The sequence below is a fragment of the Streptomyces sp. NPDC039609 genome (assembly GCF_055596705.1).
This window is the reverse complement of record NZ_JBVIUJ010000002.1, coordinates 82307-99950: the sequence shown is the minus strand read 5'-3', so window position 1 is coordinate 99950 and position 17644 is coordinate 82307. Positions and strand designations below refer to the sequence as shown.

Genomic DNA, 17644 nt, shown 5'->3' with positions numbered 1-17644 from the left:
CGGGGGTGCGACTCAGCTCACGTCGCCTCGTGCAGGCCGCGCAGTCGCCGCGCGATGAGCGTGACGTCCTCCAGATCGCCGGTGGCCACGTCGATGACCAGCTTGTACGCCTCGTCCTGGTCGACGTCGACCATCTCGGTACCGTTGAAGTCGAGGAAGACGACCGTGCACATCCACGCCATGCGCTTGTTGCCGTCCACCAGCGGATGGTTCACGGCCAACGACTGGAGCAGCCCCGCGGCCTTCTCGAAGAGGTCGGTGTACGCCTCGATGCCGAACATCTGTGACTGCGGCCGGTGCACCGCGGAGCTGAGCAGGCCCAGATCCCGGACGGCGATCTGCTGGCCGGCGCAGGCGAGCTCCGCCAGGTCCAGGACTTCCTGGACCGTCAGGTACTTCACCTACTCCCCCAGTCGCTTGAGGAGATCGGCGTGGCGCACCGCGTACTTGGCGCCGAGCTTGCGGACCGCCTCCCGGTCGGCCTCCTGCTCCAGATAGCGGTCGATCGCCTGAAGCACGATGGCGTGCATGCTGCGGCCCTCCTCCTCAGCACGGAGCTTGAGGGCCTCTTGCTGGTCGTCGCGGAGACGCAGGTTCATTGCCATACCATGACGGTACCACCCATGGGGCCACCGTGGTACCGAACGGCTTCGCCATCGCGACCGGGACGGGGTCGTAGGTGGGGGCCGTTCGGACGTGAAACACCGGAAATCGCGCGGAACGCGGCGAGGACCTGGTCCGAACACCCCGCACCGGAGGCCCCCAAGAGCCCAGGGCCCACGAGACCCAGGTCAGCCACCCGCCCGAGGGCCCAGCCTCGTCGCCACCCAGGCACCCGTCAGCGCCACCCCGGCCATCGGAAGGAAGACCGCCGCGAAGGCCACCGGGTGCGCGCCCGCGCCCGAGGCCACGCCGTGCCCCACCGCTCCCCCGCCCAGGGCCACGAACGCCGCGCCGCCCGCCGCCAGCAGCAGCACGTTCGACAGGCCGTCCGAGATCTGCAGGGCCGCCGAGTTCGCGCCCGCCTCCTCCGGCGCGGAGAGCTTCAGGAGCAGCACGCTCGTCGAGGAGATCACCAGACCCATGCCCAGGCAGCCCCACGCCCAGGCCAGGGCCACCGTCCACGCGGGCACCCAGGGGACCAGCACCGCCGGCGCGGTCGCGATCGCCGCCGCGACGAGAAGCATCCCGATCACCACGAGCCGCTCCCGGTACGGCTCCGTCCACGGCCGGGACTGGATCCAGGAGCCGAGCGCCCACGTCGCGCCGCCGACCGCGAGCGACATGCCTGCGAGCGTGGGGCTCAGGCCGCGCTGGGTGACCAGCATGAGCGGCACGAAGGACTCGGCCGCGATGAACGACCCGGCCGCGATCCCCCGCAGCAGCACCACGGACGGCAGCCCGCGCGCCGCACGGTACGTCCCGCGCGGCAGCAGCCCCCGCGCTGCCGGTACCAGCAGCGCCGCGCCCACCGCAGCGGGCAGCAGAGAGAGCCAGCGCAGCTCCTGGCCCGCGTACTGCAGCAGCCCCGCCCCGGCCGAGATCCCGAGCGCGAGCCGGATCCGCCGCCGGTCGTACGGCGGGAGCGGCGCGGCCGGGTCGGCGGGCCCGGAGGCGGTACGGCGGATGGCGGGAAGGGCGAGGGCGAGCGGCAGGAACACCAGCACGGGGATTCCGACGAAGACCCACCGCCAGCCCAGATGCTCGGTGATCGTCCCGGCGGCGAGCGGCCCGACGACGGAAGGGACGACCCAACTGGCCGCGAAGGCGGCCATGATCGCGGGCCGCAGCGTCTCGGAGTACGCCCGGCTGACGACCACGTACAGCGCCACGATCACCAGCCCACCGCCCAGCCCCTGCACGGCCCGCCCGAGGATGAACAGCCACATCGCGCCGGCGGTCCCGGAGAGCAGCAGCCCGGCCGCGAAGGCGGAGATGCCGGCGGCGAGCGGGGCGAGCGGCCCGGCGCGGTCGGACCACTGCCCGGAGAGGACCATGGCGAAGAGGCTGGTGGTGAAGTACGCGGAGAAGGCGAACGCGTACAGCGGGATCCCGTTCAGCTCGCGTGCCGCGACCGGCATCGCGGTCCCGACGGCTGTCGCCTCGAAGGCGATGAGGAGGACGACGGAGACGATGCCGATGCTGAGCGCCCGATGGTCCCGGTCGAGCACGGTGCCGCCGCCCGGGGAGGGGACGGCGGCGAGGGGCGCGACGTCGGCGTCGCGGGGTTCGAGGGCGCTCATATCATCAGAGTAAGGGGCATAACACTGAATGGACCCTGTCGGGAGTCGGGTCCGGCCTGGTCCCTTGGTCGTAAGCCGACGGACCGACGGCCCCACCGGCCGCCCCACAGAGGGCCCTCAGACGGACCGCAGACGGACCGAATACGGGCCGCAGCCGGGCCGCGGACGGGCCGACCGTGAACGCCACATGGCAGTCGTGTTGCACGCCGCCCGGAACCCTTGAGCCCATCCCCCACCCGCCCTACGGTCGTACTCGTGCACAACACGACCGTGTGCCCGAGTGGTTGAGGGGCTCGCCTGCAAAGCGAGTTACGCGGGTTCAATTCCCGCCACGGTCTCTGACTGGACCCCGGATCCTGTCGCGCGTCGTCCATGATCGGCGCGAAGCGTCCGGTCGACGACCCGGTGGCGGACTGACGGGGGTCACCGCCCCGCGCCCCCTGCCCCCAGTTGAGTAGGCTCCTGTTGCTTCAGCAACCGCTGGGGCGGCATGGGCGTACGACAGGGGGGTTCGCACGTGGAACGGCCGCGCCCGAACGAGGATTCCGCGCGACGGATCGGCCCGTACCGTCTGATCACCCGCCTGGACCCATCCCCCGAACTCGTCCCCTGCCGCCGTTTCGTCGCCCGCAGCGCGGAGGGCGACCGTACGGTGCTGCTCTCCGCGCCCCTGCCCGGCGCCGACCCCGCGCGCTTCCTGACGGAGGCCCGGGCGGCGCAGCGGCTCCTGGGCCCGTGGACCGCACCGGTGACGGAGGTGGCGGATCCGGCCTCCGCCCCGTTCCACTCGACCCCGTACGTTCCCGCGCTTCCGCTCCCCGTCGCCCTCGCCGTACACGGTGGCCCGTTGCCGGAGGAAACGGTTCGGGCGATCGGCGTCGCCCTGGCCGAGACGCTGGCCGCCGCACACGCACAGGGCGTCACGCACGCGGGCGTGTCTCCCGCCGCCGTACTGCTCACCTCCGACGGCCCGCGCCTGACGTGCTTCGGCGCGGTACGGGCGGCGGCGCCGGACGGGGAGCAGCGAGACGAGCTCCCGGGCCTCGACCCCGGTGCACTGGCGCCCGAGCAGGCGTCGGGCGGACGGCCGCGCCCGCCGGGTGACGTGTACGCGCTCGGTGCCGTCCTCGCCTACGCGTCCACCGGGCACACCGTCCCGGAGCGCTCCGAACTCCCGTCGGCCCTGCGCGCGTCGACAGCTTCCTGCCTCACCCGCGACCCCGCGAACCGACCCACCGCGGCCGACGTCCTGACCGCGCTCGCGCCGCCGACCCCGCACGGGACGGTGCTGGGCTCGGCGGGTTCGCTGCTGCCCCCCGGCTGGCTGCCCGGCCGGGTCGTGGCGGCGCTCGCCCGCCAGTCGTCCGAGATCCTCGCCGCCGAACTGCCCTGGAACTGACGCGATGCTGTCACCACTCACCCACGCCGACCCGGCGGCCATCGCCACGTACCGTCTGCTCGCCCGGCTGGGCTCGGGCGGCATGGGCACGGTCTATCTGGCCCGTACGCCCGGGGGCCGTACGGTCGCCCTGAAGACGATGCACGCCCGGCTGGCCTCCGAGGCCGACTTCCGTACCCGCTTCCGGCTGGAGACGGACGCGGCGCGGATCATCGGCGGCCGGCACGGAGCGGCCGTCGTGGACGCGGACCCGCTGGCCGAAACCCCGTGGCTGGCCACCGAGTACGTCCTCGGCCCACCGCTCGACGACGCGGTGTCGCTGTGCGGCGGGCTTCCCGAGCCGACGGTCCGCGCACTCGGCGCGGCCCTCGCGGGGGCCCTGGCGCAACTGCACTCCTCGGGCGTCGTCCACCGCGACCTCAAGCCCTCCAACGTCCTGGTCACCGCCTACGGGCCGAAGATCATCGACTTCGGCATCGCCCGCGCGGCCGGCGACGACCGCCTGACGAGCACGGGCGCGGCGACGGGCACCCCGGCGTTCATGTCCCCCGAACAGGCGGGCGGCCAGGAACACACCCCGGCCGGCGACGTCTTCGCCCTCGCCGGCGTCCTCGTCTTCGCGGCCACGGGTCACGGCCCCTTCGGCACGGGCGCCCCGGCGGACCTCCTCTACCGCGTCCGCTACGCCACCCCCGACCTCACGGGCGTCCCGGAGCCCCTGCTCCCCCTCCTGACGGCCTGCCTCGCCAAGGACCCGGCGTCCCGCCCGACGACCACGGACCTGGCGGCCCACCTCCACGACGGCCGGGGCGAGTTCGCGGACCACCTCCCCGCCCTCCTCCTCACCGACATCGCCCGCCGCGCCACGGACGTCTGGCTCCCCCACCCCCAGCGCCTCCCGGCGCCGGCGGACGACCCGTACGCGGAAACAGCGTCGACCTGTGCGGCGATCTCCCGCCGCAGGCTCCTCTCGGCGGGCGGTTTCCTCCTGGGTGCGGGCGCAATCGGCGCGGGCGCGTGGACATGGCTGTCCTCTCTCGACACCCAACCGACAAGCGGCACGGCGAAGACCCCGGCTCCTTCCTCCTCTCACACCGAGTCCGCCGGTCCCAACGACGGCACTCCGAAACCGCTGTGGCAGGTCCAATCGGACGACCTCCCGGAGGAAACGACGCAGCTGTTGGCCGGTGACGTCGTCGCGTTCTGCGAGACCGCGAGGCTGCGCGTTCGGGACCTGCGCGACGGGCACGAGCTGTGGTCCGGTCCCGTGGTGAGGGACCCTCAGCTGATCACGACCGACGGCTCCCGCTTCTTCCACGCTCTCGACACCGACGCCGGTCGGAACGCCCTGCTGATCCGGACCTTGACACCACGCAGCGGTCAGGAGACGCAACCCCAGATCGAGCTCGCGGGGTTCGACGGATCAAGCACCGGAACCCGACTGCTCACCGTCGCGAACGGTCTGCTCTACGCCGCCTCCCGCATCGGCCACAGGGACGACTCGGAGGAGAAACAGAAAACCGGACGGCACCTCATGGCAGTCGACCTCCGTACAGGGAAGGAGGCATGGCGTCACGCGTACGAGTGGGACGGGGAGTTCCGCTTCCTCACCCACATCGTCGGCAGCCGGTTGATCCTCGCCAAGTTCGGCGAGGACTCCCGCTCCTTCCATCTGGAAGCACGGGAGACCCTCACGGGCAGGCAGCTCTGGCGGCGCAGCCTCACGCTACCGCTGGCCGAACGAAACCTCCGCCCCGGTGAACTCGCCGTGGACGACGAGCACATCTACGTGGGCGGTGATCGACTCAGAGCTGTAAGCGTCTCCGACGGCGCCATCGCGTGGGAGTACACCACGGGCGAGAACCACTACGGCTTTCCCGCCGCGGCGGATGGCCTGGTCTATGCGACCGAACGGGGGCGTGGTCTCATCGCCGTCAGCGCGGACAAGGGCGCGCGACGCTGGGAAGAGCTCCCGCCCTCACGGGACCTCACTCCGAACCTCACGGTCAGGCCCGTCATCGGCAAGAAGTACGTCTACGCGCCCGTCCGCGGTGGTCTGAGCTGCATCGACCTGGCCACCCGTCGCTCAGCGTGGGTCTACCCGACCGATGCCAGCCGCTATGTGACGGACCGGAGCGGCACGAGGATCATCGGCGCCGGTCCCACCACCTCCGTAGCGTTCCCGCTCGCCTGACAGACCCGTTGCCGTTTCCCCGCACACACCGGAAGGCAGACACGTGATGATGCCCCTCGTCCCCGGCGATCCGCTGCGCCTCGGCCCGTACCGGCTCCTCGGTATTCTCGGCGAGGGCGGCATGGGCAAGGTCTACTTCGGCCAGGACGGCTCTGCCCGGCCAGCCGCAGTCAAGGTACTGCGCCCCGAGCTCGCCCACGACCACCACCTCGCCCAACGCTTCGTGCGCGAGGCCGATGTGGCCCAGGCCGTCACCAGCAAGGGCGTGGCGCGGATCCTGGGCACGCAGACCGAGGGCGGACGACCGTGGATCGCCGCCGAGTTCCTCGCCGGACCGACGTTGGACGAAGCCATCCGAACGTACGGGCCCATGGACGAGCCCACCGTCCGTGCACTGGGCCACTTCCTCTCCCGCACCCTGCACGACATCCACGCAGCGGGCCTCGTCCACCGCGACCTCAAGCCCGCCAACATCGTGCTGACCTCGTCGGGCCCGCGGGTCATCGACTTCGGCATCGCCCGCCCCGAGCACGGCCTGACGCTGACGACGACGGGCCAGATCCCGGTGACTCCCGGGTACGGGGCGCCGGAACAGGTCCTCGGCCAGCGGGTGGGCCCGCCGTCGGACGTCTTCTCACTGGGTGCCGTCCTCGCGTACGCGGCGAGCGGCCGGCGCGCCTTCGACGCGACGCACGTGGCGGGGGTGCAGTACGAGGTGGTGCATGGCGCCCCGGAGCTGAGCCAGGTCCCCTCGGCCCTCCAGGCACTGATCGGTCCTTGTCTGGCCAAGGATCCGGCGCTGCGTCCCGTACCTGCGCAGATCACCGCGGCCTTCGTCCCGCCGAAGGGCGCCGACCGCGCTTGGCGCATGGGTCCCCTCGCCGACGACATCCAGCGCCGCGAGGCGAGCACGGCCCTTCTCACGGCGCCTGCCGTCGCTGGATCCCGTACTCCGCCCCGGCGCCGTTTCCTGACAGCCGCCGTCGGGGTGGGCATCCTCGCGGCCGCCGGTGGCGCCGGGACCTACTGGTGGAACCGCGCTGGCGAGCCGAAGCCAGAACTGAAGAACATGTCGGCGAGCGTCCCTCCTGCCGCCGAGACGCCGGCGGCGGCCTTCGCCTCGGTCGTCGATACCGTGCAGGGCGAAGTACCCAAGGCCCTGTGGGGTCCCTTCGACGTCTCCGCACCGCAGGCAGGGAGACCACTTCCCGTCCGCGATGTCGTGATCGTCCACGCGAAGAGCGGCGGTCTGCTCGCTCTCGGCGTCACGAACGGCCGCGAGCGCTGGCGCGCGACCGGCATGCGAGCTCAGTCGGGCTACGTCTCCGTCGCCGACCGACTCGTCGTGGCAGCTGACGGCTCAGGTGTGCTCCACGCTGTCGTCGCCTCCACAGGCAAGCCCGTCTGGTCGTCGGACATCGGCGTCGCCCATGTGGTGGCTGCCGATGACACCCATGTCTTCGTGGTGACCAAGGACAACCGGCTGTGCTCCGTCGACGCCTGGACCCTCGCCATGGGCTGGACGCGCCCCGTGGAAACGCCCGACGCGTCGAGAAGCCCCGTCACCGCGGCGGTGAACGCGCGCCGCCTGGTCGTCCACGATCGCAACGGCCACGTGGTCTGCCTGGACACCAAGACCGGTGAGACCGCCTGGGACGTCAAGGACCAGGGCACGAACGGCGCCGTACCCGCCATCGCCGGCAAGAGGGTGTACCTCGGCGGCGATTCTCTGTCCGCCCATGAGTTGGATTCGGGCGCCGTCGTGTGGTCCACGAGGTCGAAGAACCTCAGCACCGCGGGACTCCGCTGGGGCAGCCCAGCCGCCGAGAACGACATCGTGTTCGCCTTGGACGGCGCCACCGCCCACGGCTACCGCACCCAGGTTCGGTTCTCCTCCGTGCCGGAGCCGGGGTTGCACCGCTTCCTGGAGGGCGTCGGAGCCACCACGGTGCCGCCCGTCATCGCAGGTGCCACGGTCTGGTTCCCAGCTCCCGACAGCAGCTACGTCCAGGTCTTCCACAAGAGGACCGCCAACCCCCTCTTCACAGTGACGATGCAGCGCACGGGAGGGCACCGTTTCGCGAGCGGAGGCAATCGCGTCTTCATCTCCCGGGGTGGGCGGGTGGGCGCGTTGCCCGTATACGGAACGTGACGGCACTCCCCAAAGGAGTGCGTGGGTTAGTGAGTTGGCGGCGAGGCCCGGTCAGAGGCGGGACAGCACTCCGCGCCAGATCCACCCCGCGCCGAGGACCGCTTCCCGTAGGGGATTCCTCATGTCTCGCGAGTCGAAGCGGAGCGTCTCGACCTTCTGCCGACGACCATCGGGCCCCCGCTCGTACGTCCACTGCCGGGCGACGTGGGGGGCCGGTCCACGGCCGTACCTCTTGCCAAGAGAATCGGGCGTCGACGCCTCCCACCGCTCGTCGAGCGTGCGCACCTCGCGGCTCTCCGGGACCAGCCGCATCCGGGTCCTGAGGGTCAGCTTCAGTTCGCGGACCTGCCATTCCGCCACCAGGTCGGCCTTCTCCGCGGGGAGGGCATTGCGCACGCGGAACGGTACGCCCGGCCCGTTGACCGAGAGCAGCGCGGTCCGGACCTCCGCCGCGGACAGCGGCGCGACACCACTGTCCGGGTACGTGGTGCCGGTGAACTTGTTCCAAAGGCGGCCCATCGCTACGCCCCCGACCCGGTGTCGGGGCGCACCGTGCGTACGAAGTCCCGGAAGTCCGGCACGAGGGCGTCGTACGGGGCCGCGGTCGTGGTCAGGGTCGGCTGGATCACCACCCGCTTGTGCGGGTCCTGAACGTCCGACAGGGACAGGAACACCTGCGACTGGACGAGAGCGCGGCGCATGCCTCCCGCGACGGTCGAGAACGTCGGCCGCTGGACCAGAGCGGGCGCGTCCGCGGAGCCGACCTCGCGGCGGCGTGTCACCGCCACCGACTCGGCGACATCGCGCAGGTGTGCAACCGGATCGTCGGCGACCTCGGCAGGCGTTGCCGCGTTCGGCAGGAGCCCGCCGCCGATGGCGATGTCGGCGGTGAACCCGGCGTCCGGCTGAGGATGCACGGCGGCGTTGGCCTCGTCCGGAGCGGGGGCGGGAAGCCAACCGTCCGGCGGGCGGAGTTCGATCCGCACTGGCAATGTCCTGGAGATCTCGGGCCCTCCTTCCCCGGTTGGGCGCGCTCATGGTTCTGATCAGTCTCGGTGAGGCGGCGGCCCTCAAGGCTCGATGCCTCCACCGCCCACGCCGACCCTTGGCCATTCAGACGTGGTCAGGAACGTTCCTCGGCCGGAACTCCGTCGACCAGCTTGGTGTCCCCGCAGCCCAGCGCCGCCGCGACACTGCGGGCAGCCGCATTGAGAACCGTGACCTGGAGAGCAGGAATGTTCGCCGTGCTCGCGCCACTCTCACCCGGCCGTTCCAGTTCGGCGGAGACAATGATGTCCTTCGCCGGCTCGCCCATACGACAGGGAAACATGATCTGGGCGTACCGGTCCGACGAGAGCGCGTCCGCACCGGTCGAGAAATAGTGAAAGGTGGCGCGGTCACGGGTGCCCGGGACCACAAGCGCCTCACGGAAGCTGATGTCCAGGACGGATTTCCCCGTCGCCGGCATTCCGCAATCTGCAGAACGGACTGCCGCTCCCGAGCTCCTTCGTGGTGAGCTCGCCGTCGGCCTCCCTGAGGACCTTGAGCGTCTCGTCCGGCTTGGACCGTTCATCCGTGAGGCCCCCGTCGCCGACAAGCGCCTTCAGCGCCGTGAGTACGGGGGCACTCTTCGCGAATCCGCCGCAGACCTCCACTGCCGTCCCGCCCTTGGCCACGTCTTCATTCCCACCAGAGGAACAGGCGGTCACCGAGACGAGAGCAATGACCAGAGCCGACACCACACGCCGTATCAGGTCTGTCCTCATGTCACCCTCTCCCCTCGGGGTGACGACGCGGCGGGTGCGGGCACCCCCGGAGCAAGCCGGTCGCCCTCACAGCTGAGCGCCGCGGAGACGTGCCGGGCGGCAGCGTTGGCAAGGGTGATCAGCCGAGTCCGATGGCCCTTTCCGGCTTCCTGAAAACCGGCGGGGCCGCGCACGGTGGCGTCCACGATGATCTCGTGGCCGGGCTCCCCGAGACGGCATGTGAAGTACACCTTGCCCTGGTTGCCGGAAGCGAAGGCCCGCTCCCCGGACGTGAAGGAGCTGACCTGGCCCCCGAGTCGGGCGTCCGGCTCCGGCGCCTCCGCCGCTGCGCGCAGTTCTACCCGGAGGTCTTGCTTCCCGCCCTCGACGGGAAGCAGCCAGCAGTACGGAATGGCCTGCGTCCTGCCCATGTCACCCTGCTCTGTACGGGCCGCCGACCGGAGCGCATCGAGGGCCTTCTCCGGTTCCGAGAGGTCGCCGGTGAAGCGCTCGGTGCCCATGACGGTCTTGAGGGCAGCCTCGGAGGGGGCGTCCTTCGCGAATCCGCCGCAGACCTCCGACGCGGTCAACCCCTTCACAGCGTCTCCGCCATCGCCGGAGGAACAGGCCGCCGCCGACAGAGAAAGAAGCATCAGCGCGGCCATGGCGGGCAGTCGTGACGGCGCCCTCATGTCACCTTTCCATGCTTCTTCTCGTCCAGCGTTGCCGCGTTCGGCAGGAACCCTCCGCCGATGGTGATGTTGGCGGTGAACCCGGCGTCCGGCTGAGGATGCACGGCGGCGAAGGCCACGTCAAAGGCGTTGGACTCGTCCGGAGCGGGGGCGGGAAGCCAACCGTCCGGCAGGCGGAATTCGATCGGCAGCGGCAATGTCGTGGGCATCTCGGGCCCTCCTTCCTCGGAAAGATACATCAGGAGAACCATCCGCCGACGGTGTCCTTGACCGAGCCGGCGATGTAGCGCACAGGAGCACATCGTTTCGCAGGCGGGCGCAACCGCCTCTTCATCTTCCGGGGTGGGCCCGTTGCCCGTGTACGGGACGTAAGGGGCGGCGCCGTCCACCCCGGGCGCTGAGCCGGAGTCCCAGGACCGCGACAGGCGGTTCAGAGCAGGTGATCCGCCTTGCCGGCCTTGATGTCACGGATCAGGTTCAGAAGGGCCTCGCGGCTGTCGACAAGGTACCCGTCCTCATCGCCGAGTATGGCGATGTATCCGTTGCCGTCCTCGTCCGTGCCGAGGCGGAAGCAGTTGGCGCCCTCACCGCAGAAGGGTTCCTCCCAGTGGATGGTCCGCACGACATCTACTCCTATAGGTCGTTCGCGATGGCGCGGATGAACTCCCTCGACGCGTCGGGAGCAAGCGCCACGGACTGCATCTCGTCAAGCTGTGCGCGGTACTTCTGAAGCTGCGAATCCTCATCAATGAACTCTGGACCATGCGTGCTGTCGAGCTCGACGACGTCCAGTTGTGGGACGGCGTTCTCCGCGTAGATGACGGACTGCCCAGCGCCCGGGAAACCACCCGCCTTGAACGGAATGACACGTAGGGTCACTCCATCCCTCTCGGACATGCCCAACAGATAGCCCAGTTGGCCCCTGGCAACGTCCGACCCCCCGAACTCCATGCGGAGGGCGGCTTCATGGAGGATCAAGTCGAGCAATGGCGGGTCCGGCTTTTCCAGGACCTGCCGGCGGTCGATCCGCTGGGCCACGCGCGCCTCAATCTCAGCCCTGGGCAGTCGAGGGATGACCTGCTCGAAGACCGCACGAGCGTGCTCCTCGGTCTGCAGTATCCCGGGCAGGTGGACAGTGAGGCCGATCCGGAGGCGCCGGGCGTGCCACTCCATCTCCGCGATGTCCAGGAAGCTGGGAGCAAGCAGGTCCCCGTACCTCTCCCACCACCCCTTCTCGCGGCCTGTCGCCATGGTAGCCAAGGCGTCCACCAGGACTTGGTCCGTGCAGCCGTAGTTGCCGGCCAAGGTGCGTACACGCTCGGCGCTGATCCCTGAACGGCCGGACTCCATGTTCGGCACGTTGGTGCGAGGGACGCCGAGCAGCCCCGCCGCGGCCTCCGTCGTCATACCTGCCGCGATACGCATCTTGCGCAGCTCCGCACCGAGACGCCGCTGGCGTTCGGTGGGTGTACTCCTCGGAGGCATGCACCCCTCCTGTCCGGCGTGAGATGGGGCCAGTCTGCCTTTGGCATGGTTGATGGGTCCACCCGGTGAAGGCCGGACGCCGGAAGGTAGTACACGTACTCCACTCATGCTCTACATTACGTAACGCACCGCTCACGCAAATGAGTTGGAAGTGCATCACGCGTTGCTGCCCGCAATCTCCTCCCCTGGGAGGGGCAGCCTCGCGTCAGGGAGACAAGCCACCGCTCATCACACACCGCCGCCAATAGCAGCAGGTGAGCCACTCGTGCGCGCCAACGCGGAGACGCAGAGAGAAAGAACGCATCGACCCCAATCCACACTCCACGCAAGGGAGTCCGTCATGGCATCGCCCCTCAGCAACGCACTCTGCCCCGCCACCCCAATCACGCGGCAGCCCGACCCCGGACTCGCGCTCAGCCTCACTCTCCCCGGGGAGCCTCGCAGCGCCCGGATCACCCGCGTCGCCATCACATCAGCGCTGCTTGCCCACCGCCTCGGTCAGTACACGCTGCCTGCCGTCCACACGGCGAACGAACTCATCACCATGGCGGCAAGGATGACCCCGCGCGAAGACGTGTATCTGTCCCTCCGGCAACGTGACGACACACTCCGCCTCGTCGTCTGGGACCAGCATCTGCAGCATGGAAACCCCGATGCCGTGGCGCTGTGCAGGGAGCGCCGGTCGTGCGCTTTGGTTGCTTGCCGTCGTCGTCGACGACTGGGGAGGCGAGTGGGGAATCTGCGAGGCAAACCCGCCCCACCGGGGCACCAAGTGCTGGGTCGTCCTACCCCGACAGCCAAAAGGCACCTGCCCGCGAGGGCGCTCCCTCCGTTCAGACCCGAGCCGCCGTCGCGGGCGCCAGCAGCACATGCTCCCGCGACAGCGGCTGAGGCAGATCCACGCGCCAGCGGCTGAATCCGACAAGACTGCGTCGCCGCTTCCCTGCTTTCAGGGAGACAAGACTGCTGGTATTGCAAGAGCGAGCACGGGAGCAGCCGTTGCTGCCCACCGCCCACGAGCGACACCCCGCTTCAGCTCACGCGGTTCGCCTTTCTATTTCTGCGCGCCGCAACTGCGGCAACCTTAAATTGCCTCATCCCAGCGGTAGCGCCTTCATGTCCGAGGCCTCTGGAAGTCGGATACTGTTCCCGCACCCCAAGTCGCCCTCGAGCTTTCCAACGGCGGAAAAGAGCACCCGAAAACGCGTTTCCTCTTCGAGTTCAGCTTTGCCTCGAATCTCTCCGGCAATCCATTTCTGCTTTCCATCGGCAGAACACGGGAAACGGACGGCCGCCCGGCGGATCTCCCCCACGGCCTGTATCCCCGCTCCGAGGTCGTAGGCCTTATATCCGCTCGTACTGCGGTGCTCCGCCTCCGGGTATAGTGGATCACCCCCAGTAGTGAACCGGATCTCGACCGCGATGGCTGCGGAGTCCGCGTCGGCACCGATCTCGATCCGGCATGAGTCCGCTGGAGATTCCCCCTTTCGCAAAGCGTCAGCAACCGCTGCGAAGGATTCCCCTCCTGCCTCGCGCAGCCCTTCGGCGCCGGGAACCCGGCTCAGCTCTTCAATCGCCCGCCTGTCGAAGACTCCCCCACACGCCGCTTCCAGCGCACCGAGCCCCTGATTCGAACCGTCCCCACTACAAGCTGCCACAACAACCAAGGCGCCGATCACGAGGGCCGCAGGCACAGAAAAACGTGCGAGAGGCGCGGACTTCACCTACGCCCCCCGTCGGTACGGTCGGTATTGTTCGCGCCCCGGTCGTAGGCGTTGAGTACGCCTTCGGTGTAGTCCTGGCCGGGATGGTGCTGCTGCTGATACAGGAGCGCAGGACTGTTTGCGCGGAGCTGGCCCAGCTCCGCAAACCGGCTCTCCGACATCCTCGACTCGTTGGAGAGATCCTTCTCCTGTTCCTTCGTCTCCCTGTCGATCTCGATTCCCCACTGAGTCTCGACAGCTCCGGCGGCGCCCTCGACAAGAGTCGGAACTACGAACATCGCGGCAGCGGAGACAGCCGGACCACCCAGAGGCAGCAGGGCAACTCCCGTAGCCAGGCCAATACCCTGACTGACGCCGAACTTCTTCCACTCGGCTGCCTCTGCCAGCTTTTGGTTGATCTTGTCTTCCTTGTCACCGAACTCTTTGTCGAGCGCGGAAATCCTCGCTTCGTCGAGCAAACCGTGAATGTATCCACCATTGTTGAGGATCTTCTCCGCCTTGCCGTGATCCCCCGGGTTGGCATCCAACGCTCCCATGGTCATGGCGTGCTGAGCCGAAGAAAGAATCTCGTAACTACCCTCGTGTTGACCCACGTTGTAAAGGAAGTTCCGGGCGGTCTCCTGCGTGAGACTAATGTGCCCTTCTCCCTTGTGGCGATAGAGCTCGTCTCGCCCCATGGAGTCGCCACGACCGCCTTCGTTGATCGTGGACCAGTTCAGGTCATCCATGTAGCCGGCCCCCATCCGGGCGAGGCTGTCGCCGACGCCAGGCCGATCGCCAACGTACTCGATGTCACTTCCGGCAATCTCAGCAACCTGGGTCATCACGTTCGCTGTACGACCGTCTCGATGGATCACGCCCTCAGTCGAGTCGTACGGCACACCGAGGGTCGCGGCCTCCAACGCGTGCCCGAGTTCGTCATAGCCGTAACCCTCGTCCTTATGCTTCAACGATGTCGAGTCCAGAGGCCACTTGCGGTCCTCCATGAGGTACTGCAGGTCGGGATCAAGCTCACCGGACTTACTGGAATAGAACAGATCCTTGGCTGCCTCAGGATTTCGCCCCAGGGCTTCCATGTAACCCGCCATGGGATCCATACCGGCATCGGTGAGCCCCACGTTAAGGGCGACGACATCTCCCAGGGGGTGCCAAAGCTCTGCTGGCGTCATCCGGGTGCTGTCCTTGGCGTCCCGCTCGAACTTCAGCAATTCCTTGCCGTAGTCATTGAGGAACTGGGTGTCATACTCGCCGTTCCGCATCAGGCTGCTCATCACCTGGAAGCCAAGCGGCGGGCTGTCGTACGGGTCGTGGGGGCGCCCAGACCCGATCCGCTGATCACCAAGATCAACCATCTCGGCCTTCCAGTCCTTCATAGCCCTGCTGTCGGACTGGGTAGCCGAGGCGATGGTGACGCCCAGGTTCTGTTGGAGCTCCGCCAACTCGGCAAGACGCTTCTTCGACAGGTCCTGCCCCGGGTCATTCTGCGCCTCGGCGAGCGACTGCCAAAGTTCGAGCGTTCCCTTAGGACCCACCTGGGTGGCAAACTCTTCAGTGAACCGCGGATCTCCCTCGTGCTTGCGCATCAGATCGTTCATGCGCGCCAGTTCGGCATCTGTCATCTCATTGCGGCGCTCAGCGATCTCCGTGAGCTCGGACAGATCCCTTTCAGCCTGCTCCATGCCTCGCTTGGCATCGGCCACCGTGCCGAACCCACCTGCGTCGAACCCCTTGTTGCGCCCGTTGTAGTCCTGGCCAAGTGCCCAGTTCAGGGCGTCATCGGCCTCCTGCGCGGCCGTGACCTGATTCTGGATGCTCGTGCGGTAAGCCTGGATGGATTCCTGGTACCCCTTGTTCAGCGTGGCCAGATGCTCCTGGGGGGTGTCCTCCGGCGGGTCGAAGTAGATCTCACCGTTAGCTTTGATCGAGAGATACTTGTCTTTCTCGATGTCCGCGCTGAGGATCTTCAGCTTCGACTGGGACTGCGTGAAAATCTCATGCGCGTCACTGAGCAAGCGATGGACGTCGGATGACTCCTCGCCGGCCGCGTCCATCTGCTTCTCGACGAAATCCAGCTTCTCGCACGCGGCGATGGCCGTCTCGCCCTCCCAGTCAGAGGCCCACAGCCCCTTTTTGACCGTATTCCCATACTGGGTGCTGACCTTCTTGAACTGCTCAGGCAGCTTCGCCCACTTGGTGACCGCCTGCTCAAGCTCTGAGAAGTTGGTGCCCATCAGGGTCTGGTAGTCGAGCATGTGTGCGCCTCCGAAGGGGGTCAGCTACCGCTGGACTTCTTGTACTTGTCGGTCTCCGCCTTCTCTCGAGCATCGAAGTCGTTTGCGCTCGCCCGAAGCGCGCCAGCGACATCGCTCTTCAATAGACCCTCGACGTAGGTCATCTGCGCCTTCCAGCGCTTGGCAAACACACCAAAAGTGGACGCCGACTTGAACCCGGACAGGCTCGCGGCCACCTGCTCCGTCTCCGTCAGAGTCGCGTCGTCCACCTTCATGAAGTCGTCACGGACGATGTCCGCCTTAGCGGCCCGGCCACGCAGTTCCTTGGAATCGACATGCAGCCTCTGTCCGGGAAGGCCACGACCACCGTTCCCGTCATCAACCCCATTCAGCCTGGTGCTCACGTTAGTCGAGGCCTCGCTGCGTGCCGCGGCCCACTCTGCTGCGAACGACATAGGTCCCCCTGCGGTTCTTCATGGGTTTCGATTCCTGCCAGCCACTGAGGCGCAAACGCCTTCAGCGTCGCTGGGTCACGCGGTGCCCCCACGGTTCCGAGATCGGATGACCGGGACTGCGACGGCAACACCGATGAGGACGGCTGCACCGATGCCGAGGCCGATCCAGAGGCCGGTGTTGCTGCCGCTGTCCTCCTGGGCGGCGGGGCCGGGGGCCGGTGCGGCCGACTGCTCGCCGGCCTTGGACGGTGCGGCGGAGGGCGACGCGGACGCTGCGACGGCAAGGTCCGGGATGGGACGGACATCGGCGGGGCCGGGGTCGCCGGGCGTGTTCAGGGCGCGGAGGGGACGAATGGCGCCGTAGCCCATGTAGTCGTTGCGCTTCTCGCCGTCCTTGGGCGCGGCGATGGTGTTGAGCATGACCTTGAGGACCTGGTTGTTCGTCCAGTCGGGATGCTCGGACCAGATGAGCGCCGCGGCGGCGGAGGCGATGGCAGTGGCATCACTGGTGCCACCTGTCTCACACAGGCCAGTCTTTCCGCCGCAGGCGTGAACCATCTTGTCGCCCGGGGCTGTCATGTCAACCTGGGGCCCATACTGGGAGTCCTTGACCCGTGTCAGATTCTTGTCGATGGACCCGACTCCTACCACCCCAGGGGTAGCACCCGGATACTCGACCGCGTTCCCCTCGTCAGCGCTGTTGCCCACCGACGCAAAGACCAAGGCCCCCTTGTCCAAGGCGTACTTCACAGCATCGGTGAGCTGCTGCGAACCTGCCTCTGCCCCCTGGGAGATGTTGATGACCTTGGCGCCAGAGTCAGCAGCAAAGCGGATGCCCTGAGAAGCGGTCCTATTGAGCTGGTCGTCAGAGTCCTTGGCGCTTTTGTTCTGGTCCGGGTTCGGCAACCGGATCGGGAGGATCTTGACTCCGGGGGCGAGGCCGAACGCGCCGTCTCCCCCGTTGCTCTTGCCGGTACCGGCAATGAGTCCAGCCATGCCGGTACCGTGCCCCGTGGTGTCGGTGTGCTCGTCTCCCGAATCACCGGGGGAGAGGTCTTTCCCGTCAAGCACCTGACCAGCGAGATCTGGATTCTTCTTATCCACACCGCTGTCGATCACGGCGACCGTGACACCCTCGCCCGTGCTGATCTTCCAGATCTTCTCGGCACCCATGGTGTCCAGGTGCCACTGCCGGGACCGGATCGTCTCCGCATGAGCGGGAACCGACGCGATGCCCACCAGCAGCATCCCCAGAGCGGCCGAAGCGACTGCCCGACCACGGCTCGAACGAATACTGCTGGTACGCATCTACTTCCTCTGGCTA

Annotated in this window: 18 protein-coding genes and 1 tRNA gene; 4 read left to right on the top strand and 15 right to left on the bottom strand. The window is 68.1% G+C overall.

Annotated features, from left to right (window positions below; genetic code table 11):
• Window positions 1-17: 17 nt before the first annotated feature.
• From ACZ561_RS05935 to ACZ561_RS05925, 3 genes are all read right to left on the bottom strand, one after another.
• Window positions 18-401: a type II toxin-antitoxin system death-on-curing family toxin gene (locus tag ACZ561_RS05935; RefSeq protein WP_391797096.1), complete on the bottom strand. Its 384-nt coding sequence runs from the start codon at window positions 399-401 to the stop codon at window positions 18-20.
• Entirely contained in the window at window positions 402-599 is a 198-nt protein-coding gene (locus tag ACZ561_RS05930; RefSeq protein WP_351576789.1) for an Arc family DNA-binding protein, read from the bottom strand.
• Between the two features lie 192 nt (window positions 600-791).
• Window positions 792-2243, bottom strand: coding sequence for an MFS transporter (locus tag ACZ561_RS05925; protein ID WP_470990249.1), 1452 nt, complete (start codon window positions 2241-2243; stop codon window positions 792-794).
• Between the two features lie 266 nt (window positions 2244-2509).
• On the opposite strand from ACZ561_RS05925, the gene ACZ561_RS05920 reads away from it, so the two are divergent.
• The 4 genes from ACZ561_RS05920 to ACZ561_RS05905 all read left to right on the top strand — a co-directional run bounded on the left by ACZ561_RS05920 (window position 2510) and on the right by ACZ561_RS05905 (window position 7988).
• Window positions 2510-2581, top strand: a tRNA-Cys gene (locus ACZ561_RS05920).
• Between the two features lie 152 nt (window positions 2582-2733).
• Window positions 2734-3642, top strand: a complete 909-nt coding sequence (locus ACZ561_RS05915; RefSeq protein ID WP_470990247.1) for a protein kinase family protein — start codon at window positions 2734-2736, stop codon at window positions 3640-3642.
• A 4-nt stretch (window positions 3643-3646) separates the two neighbouring features.
• Window positions 3647-5836, top strand: coding sequence for a serine/threonine-protein kinase (locus ACZ561_RS05910; protein WP_470990245.1), 2190 nt, complete (start codon window positions 3647-3649; stop codon window positions 5834-5836).
• A 46-nt stretch (window positions 5837-5882) separates the two neighbouring features.
• Window positions 5883-7988: a serine/threonine-protein kinase gene (locus ACZ561_RS05905; RefSeq protein ID WP_470991291.1), complete on the top strand. Its 2106-nt coding sequence runs from the start codon at window positions 5883-5885 to the stop codon at window positions 7986-7988.
• A gap of 51 nt (window positions 7989-8039) precedes the next feature.
• Here ACZ561_RS05905 and ACZ561_RS05900 read toward each other — a convergent pair whose 3' ends face one another.
• From ACZ561_RS05900 to mycP, 12 genes are all read right to left on the bottom strand, one after another.
• Complete coding sequence (locus tag ACZ561_RS05900; protein WP_470990243.1) at window positions 8040-8507, bottom strand: hypothetical protein; 468 nt, start codon at window positions 8505-8507, stop codon at window positions 8040-8042.
• Window positions 8508-8509: 2 nt separating this feature from the next.
• On the bottom strand, window positions 8510-8974 hold the full coding sequence (locus tag ACZ561_RS05895) for a hypothetical protein (protein ID WP_470990241.1): 465 nt from the start codon (window positions 8972-8974) through the stop codon (window positions 8510-8512).
• A 137-nt stretch (window positions 8975-9111) separates the two neighbouring features.
• The gene (locus tag ACZ561_RS05890) at window positions 9112-9456 is read right to left on the bottom strand and encodes a hypothetical protein (RefSeq protein ID WP_470990239.1); all 345 of its coding nucleotides are present in this window, start codon (window positions 9454-9456) and stop codon (window positions 9112-9114) included.
• Window positions 9413-9754, bottom strand: coding sequence for a hypothetical protein (locus tag ACZ561_RS05885; protein ID WP_470990237.1), 342 nt, complete (start codon window positions 9752-9754; stop codon window positions 9413-9415). Before ACZ561_RS05885 ends, ACZ561_RS05890 begins: the two co-directional genes overlap by 44 nt.
• Window positions 9751-10332 carry a hypothetical protein gene (locus tag ACZ561_RS05880; protein WP_470990235.1) on the bottom strand — a complete coding sequence of 194 codons (582 nt, stop codon included), beginning with the start codon at window positions 10330-10332 and terminating at the stop codon, window positions 9751-9753. The genes ACZ561_RS05885 and ACZ561_RS05880 overlap by 4 nt, the downstream gene beginning before the upstream one ends.
• Window positions 10333-10421: 89 nt before the next feature.
• Window positions 10422-10676, bottom strand: coding sequence for a hypothetical protein (locus ACZ561_RS05875; protein WP_470990233.1), 255 nt, complete (start codon window positions 10674-10676; stop codon window positions 10422-10424).
• A gap of 179 nt (window positions 10677-10855) precedes the next feature.
• Window positions 10856-11047, bottom strand: a complete 192-nt coding sequence (locus ACZ561_RS05870; RefSeq protein WP_470990231.1) for a hypothetical protein — start codon at window positions 11045-11047, stop codon at window positions 10856-10858.
• Between the two features lie 11 nt (window positions 11048-11058).
• Entirely contained in the window at window positions 11059-11832 is a 774-nt protein-coding gene (locus tag ACZ561_RS05865; RefSeq protein ID WP_470990229.1) for a helix-turn-helix domain-containing protein, read from the bottom strand.
• A gap of 1172 nt (window positions 11833-13004) precedes the next feature.
• The gene (locus tag ACZ561_RS05860) at window positions 13005-13634 is read right to left on the bottom strand and encodes a hypothetical protein (RefSeq protein ID WP_470990227.1); all 630 of its coding nucleotides are present in this window, start codon (window positions 13632-13634) and stop codon (window positions 13005-13007) included.
• Window positions 13631-15886 (bottom strand): DUF6571 family protein, encoded by a 2256-nt coding sequence (locus ACZ561_RS05855; RefSeq protein ID WP_470990225.1) that lies wholly within the window; start codon window positions 15884-15886, stop codon window positions 13631-13633. The genes ACZ561_RS05860 and ACZ561_RS05855 overlap by 4 nt, the downstream gene beginning before the upstream one ends.
• Window positions 15887-15906: 20 nt before the next feature.
• On the bottom strand, window positions 15907-16320 hold the full coding sequence (locus ACZ561_RS05850; protein ID WP_470990223.1) for a hypothetical protein: 414 nt from the start codon (window positions 16318-16320) through the stop codon (window positions 15907-15909).
• A 75-nt stretch (window positions 16321-16395) separates the two neighbouring features.
• Window positions 16396-17628 carry a type VII secretion-associated serine protease mycosin gene (gene mycP / locus ACZ561_RS05845; protein WP_470990221.1) on the bottom strand — a complete coding sequence of 411 codons (1233 nt, stop codon included), beginning with the start codon at window positions 17626-17628 and terminating at the stop codon, window positions 16396-16398.
• Between the last annotated feature and the right edge of the window lie 16 nt (window positions 17629-17644).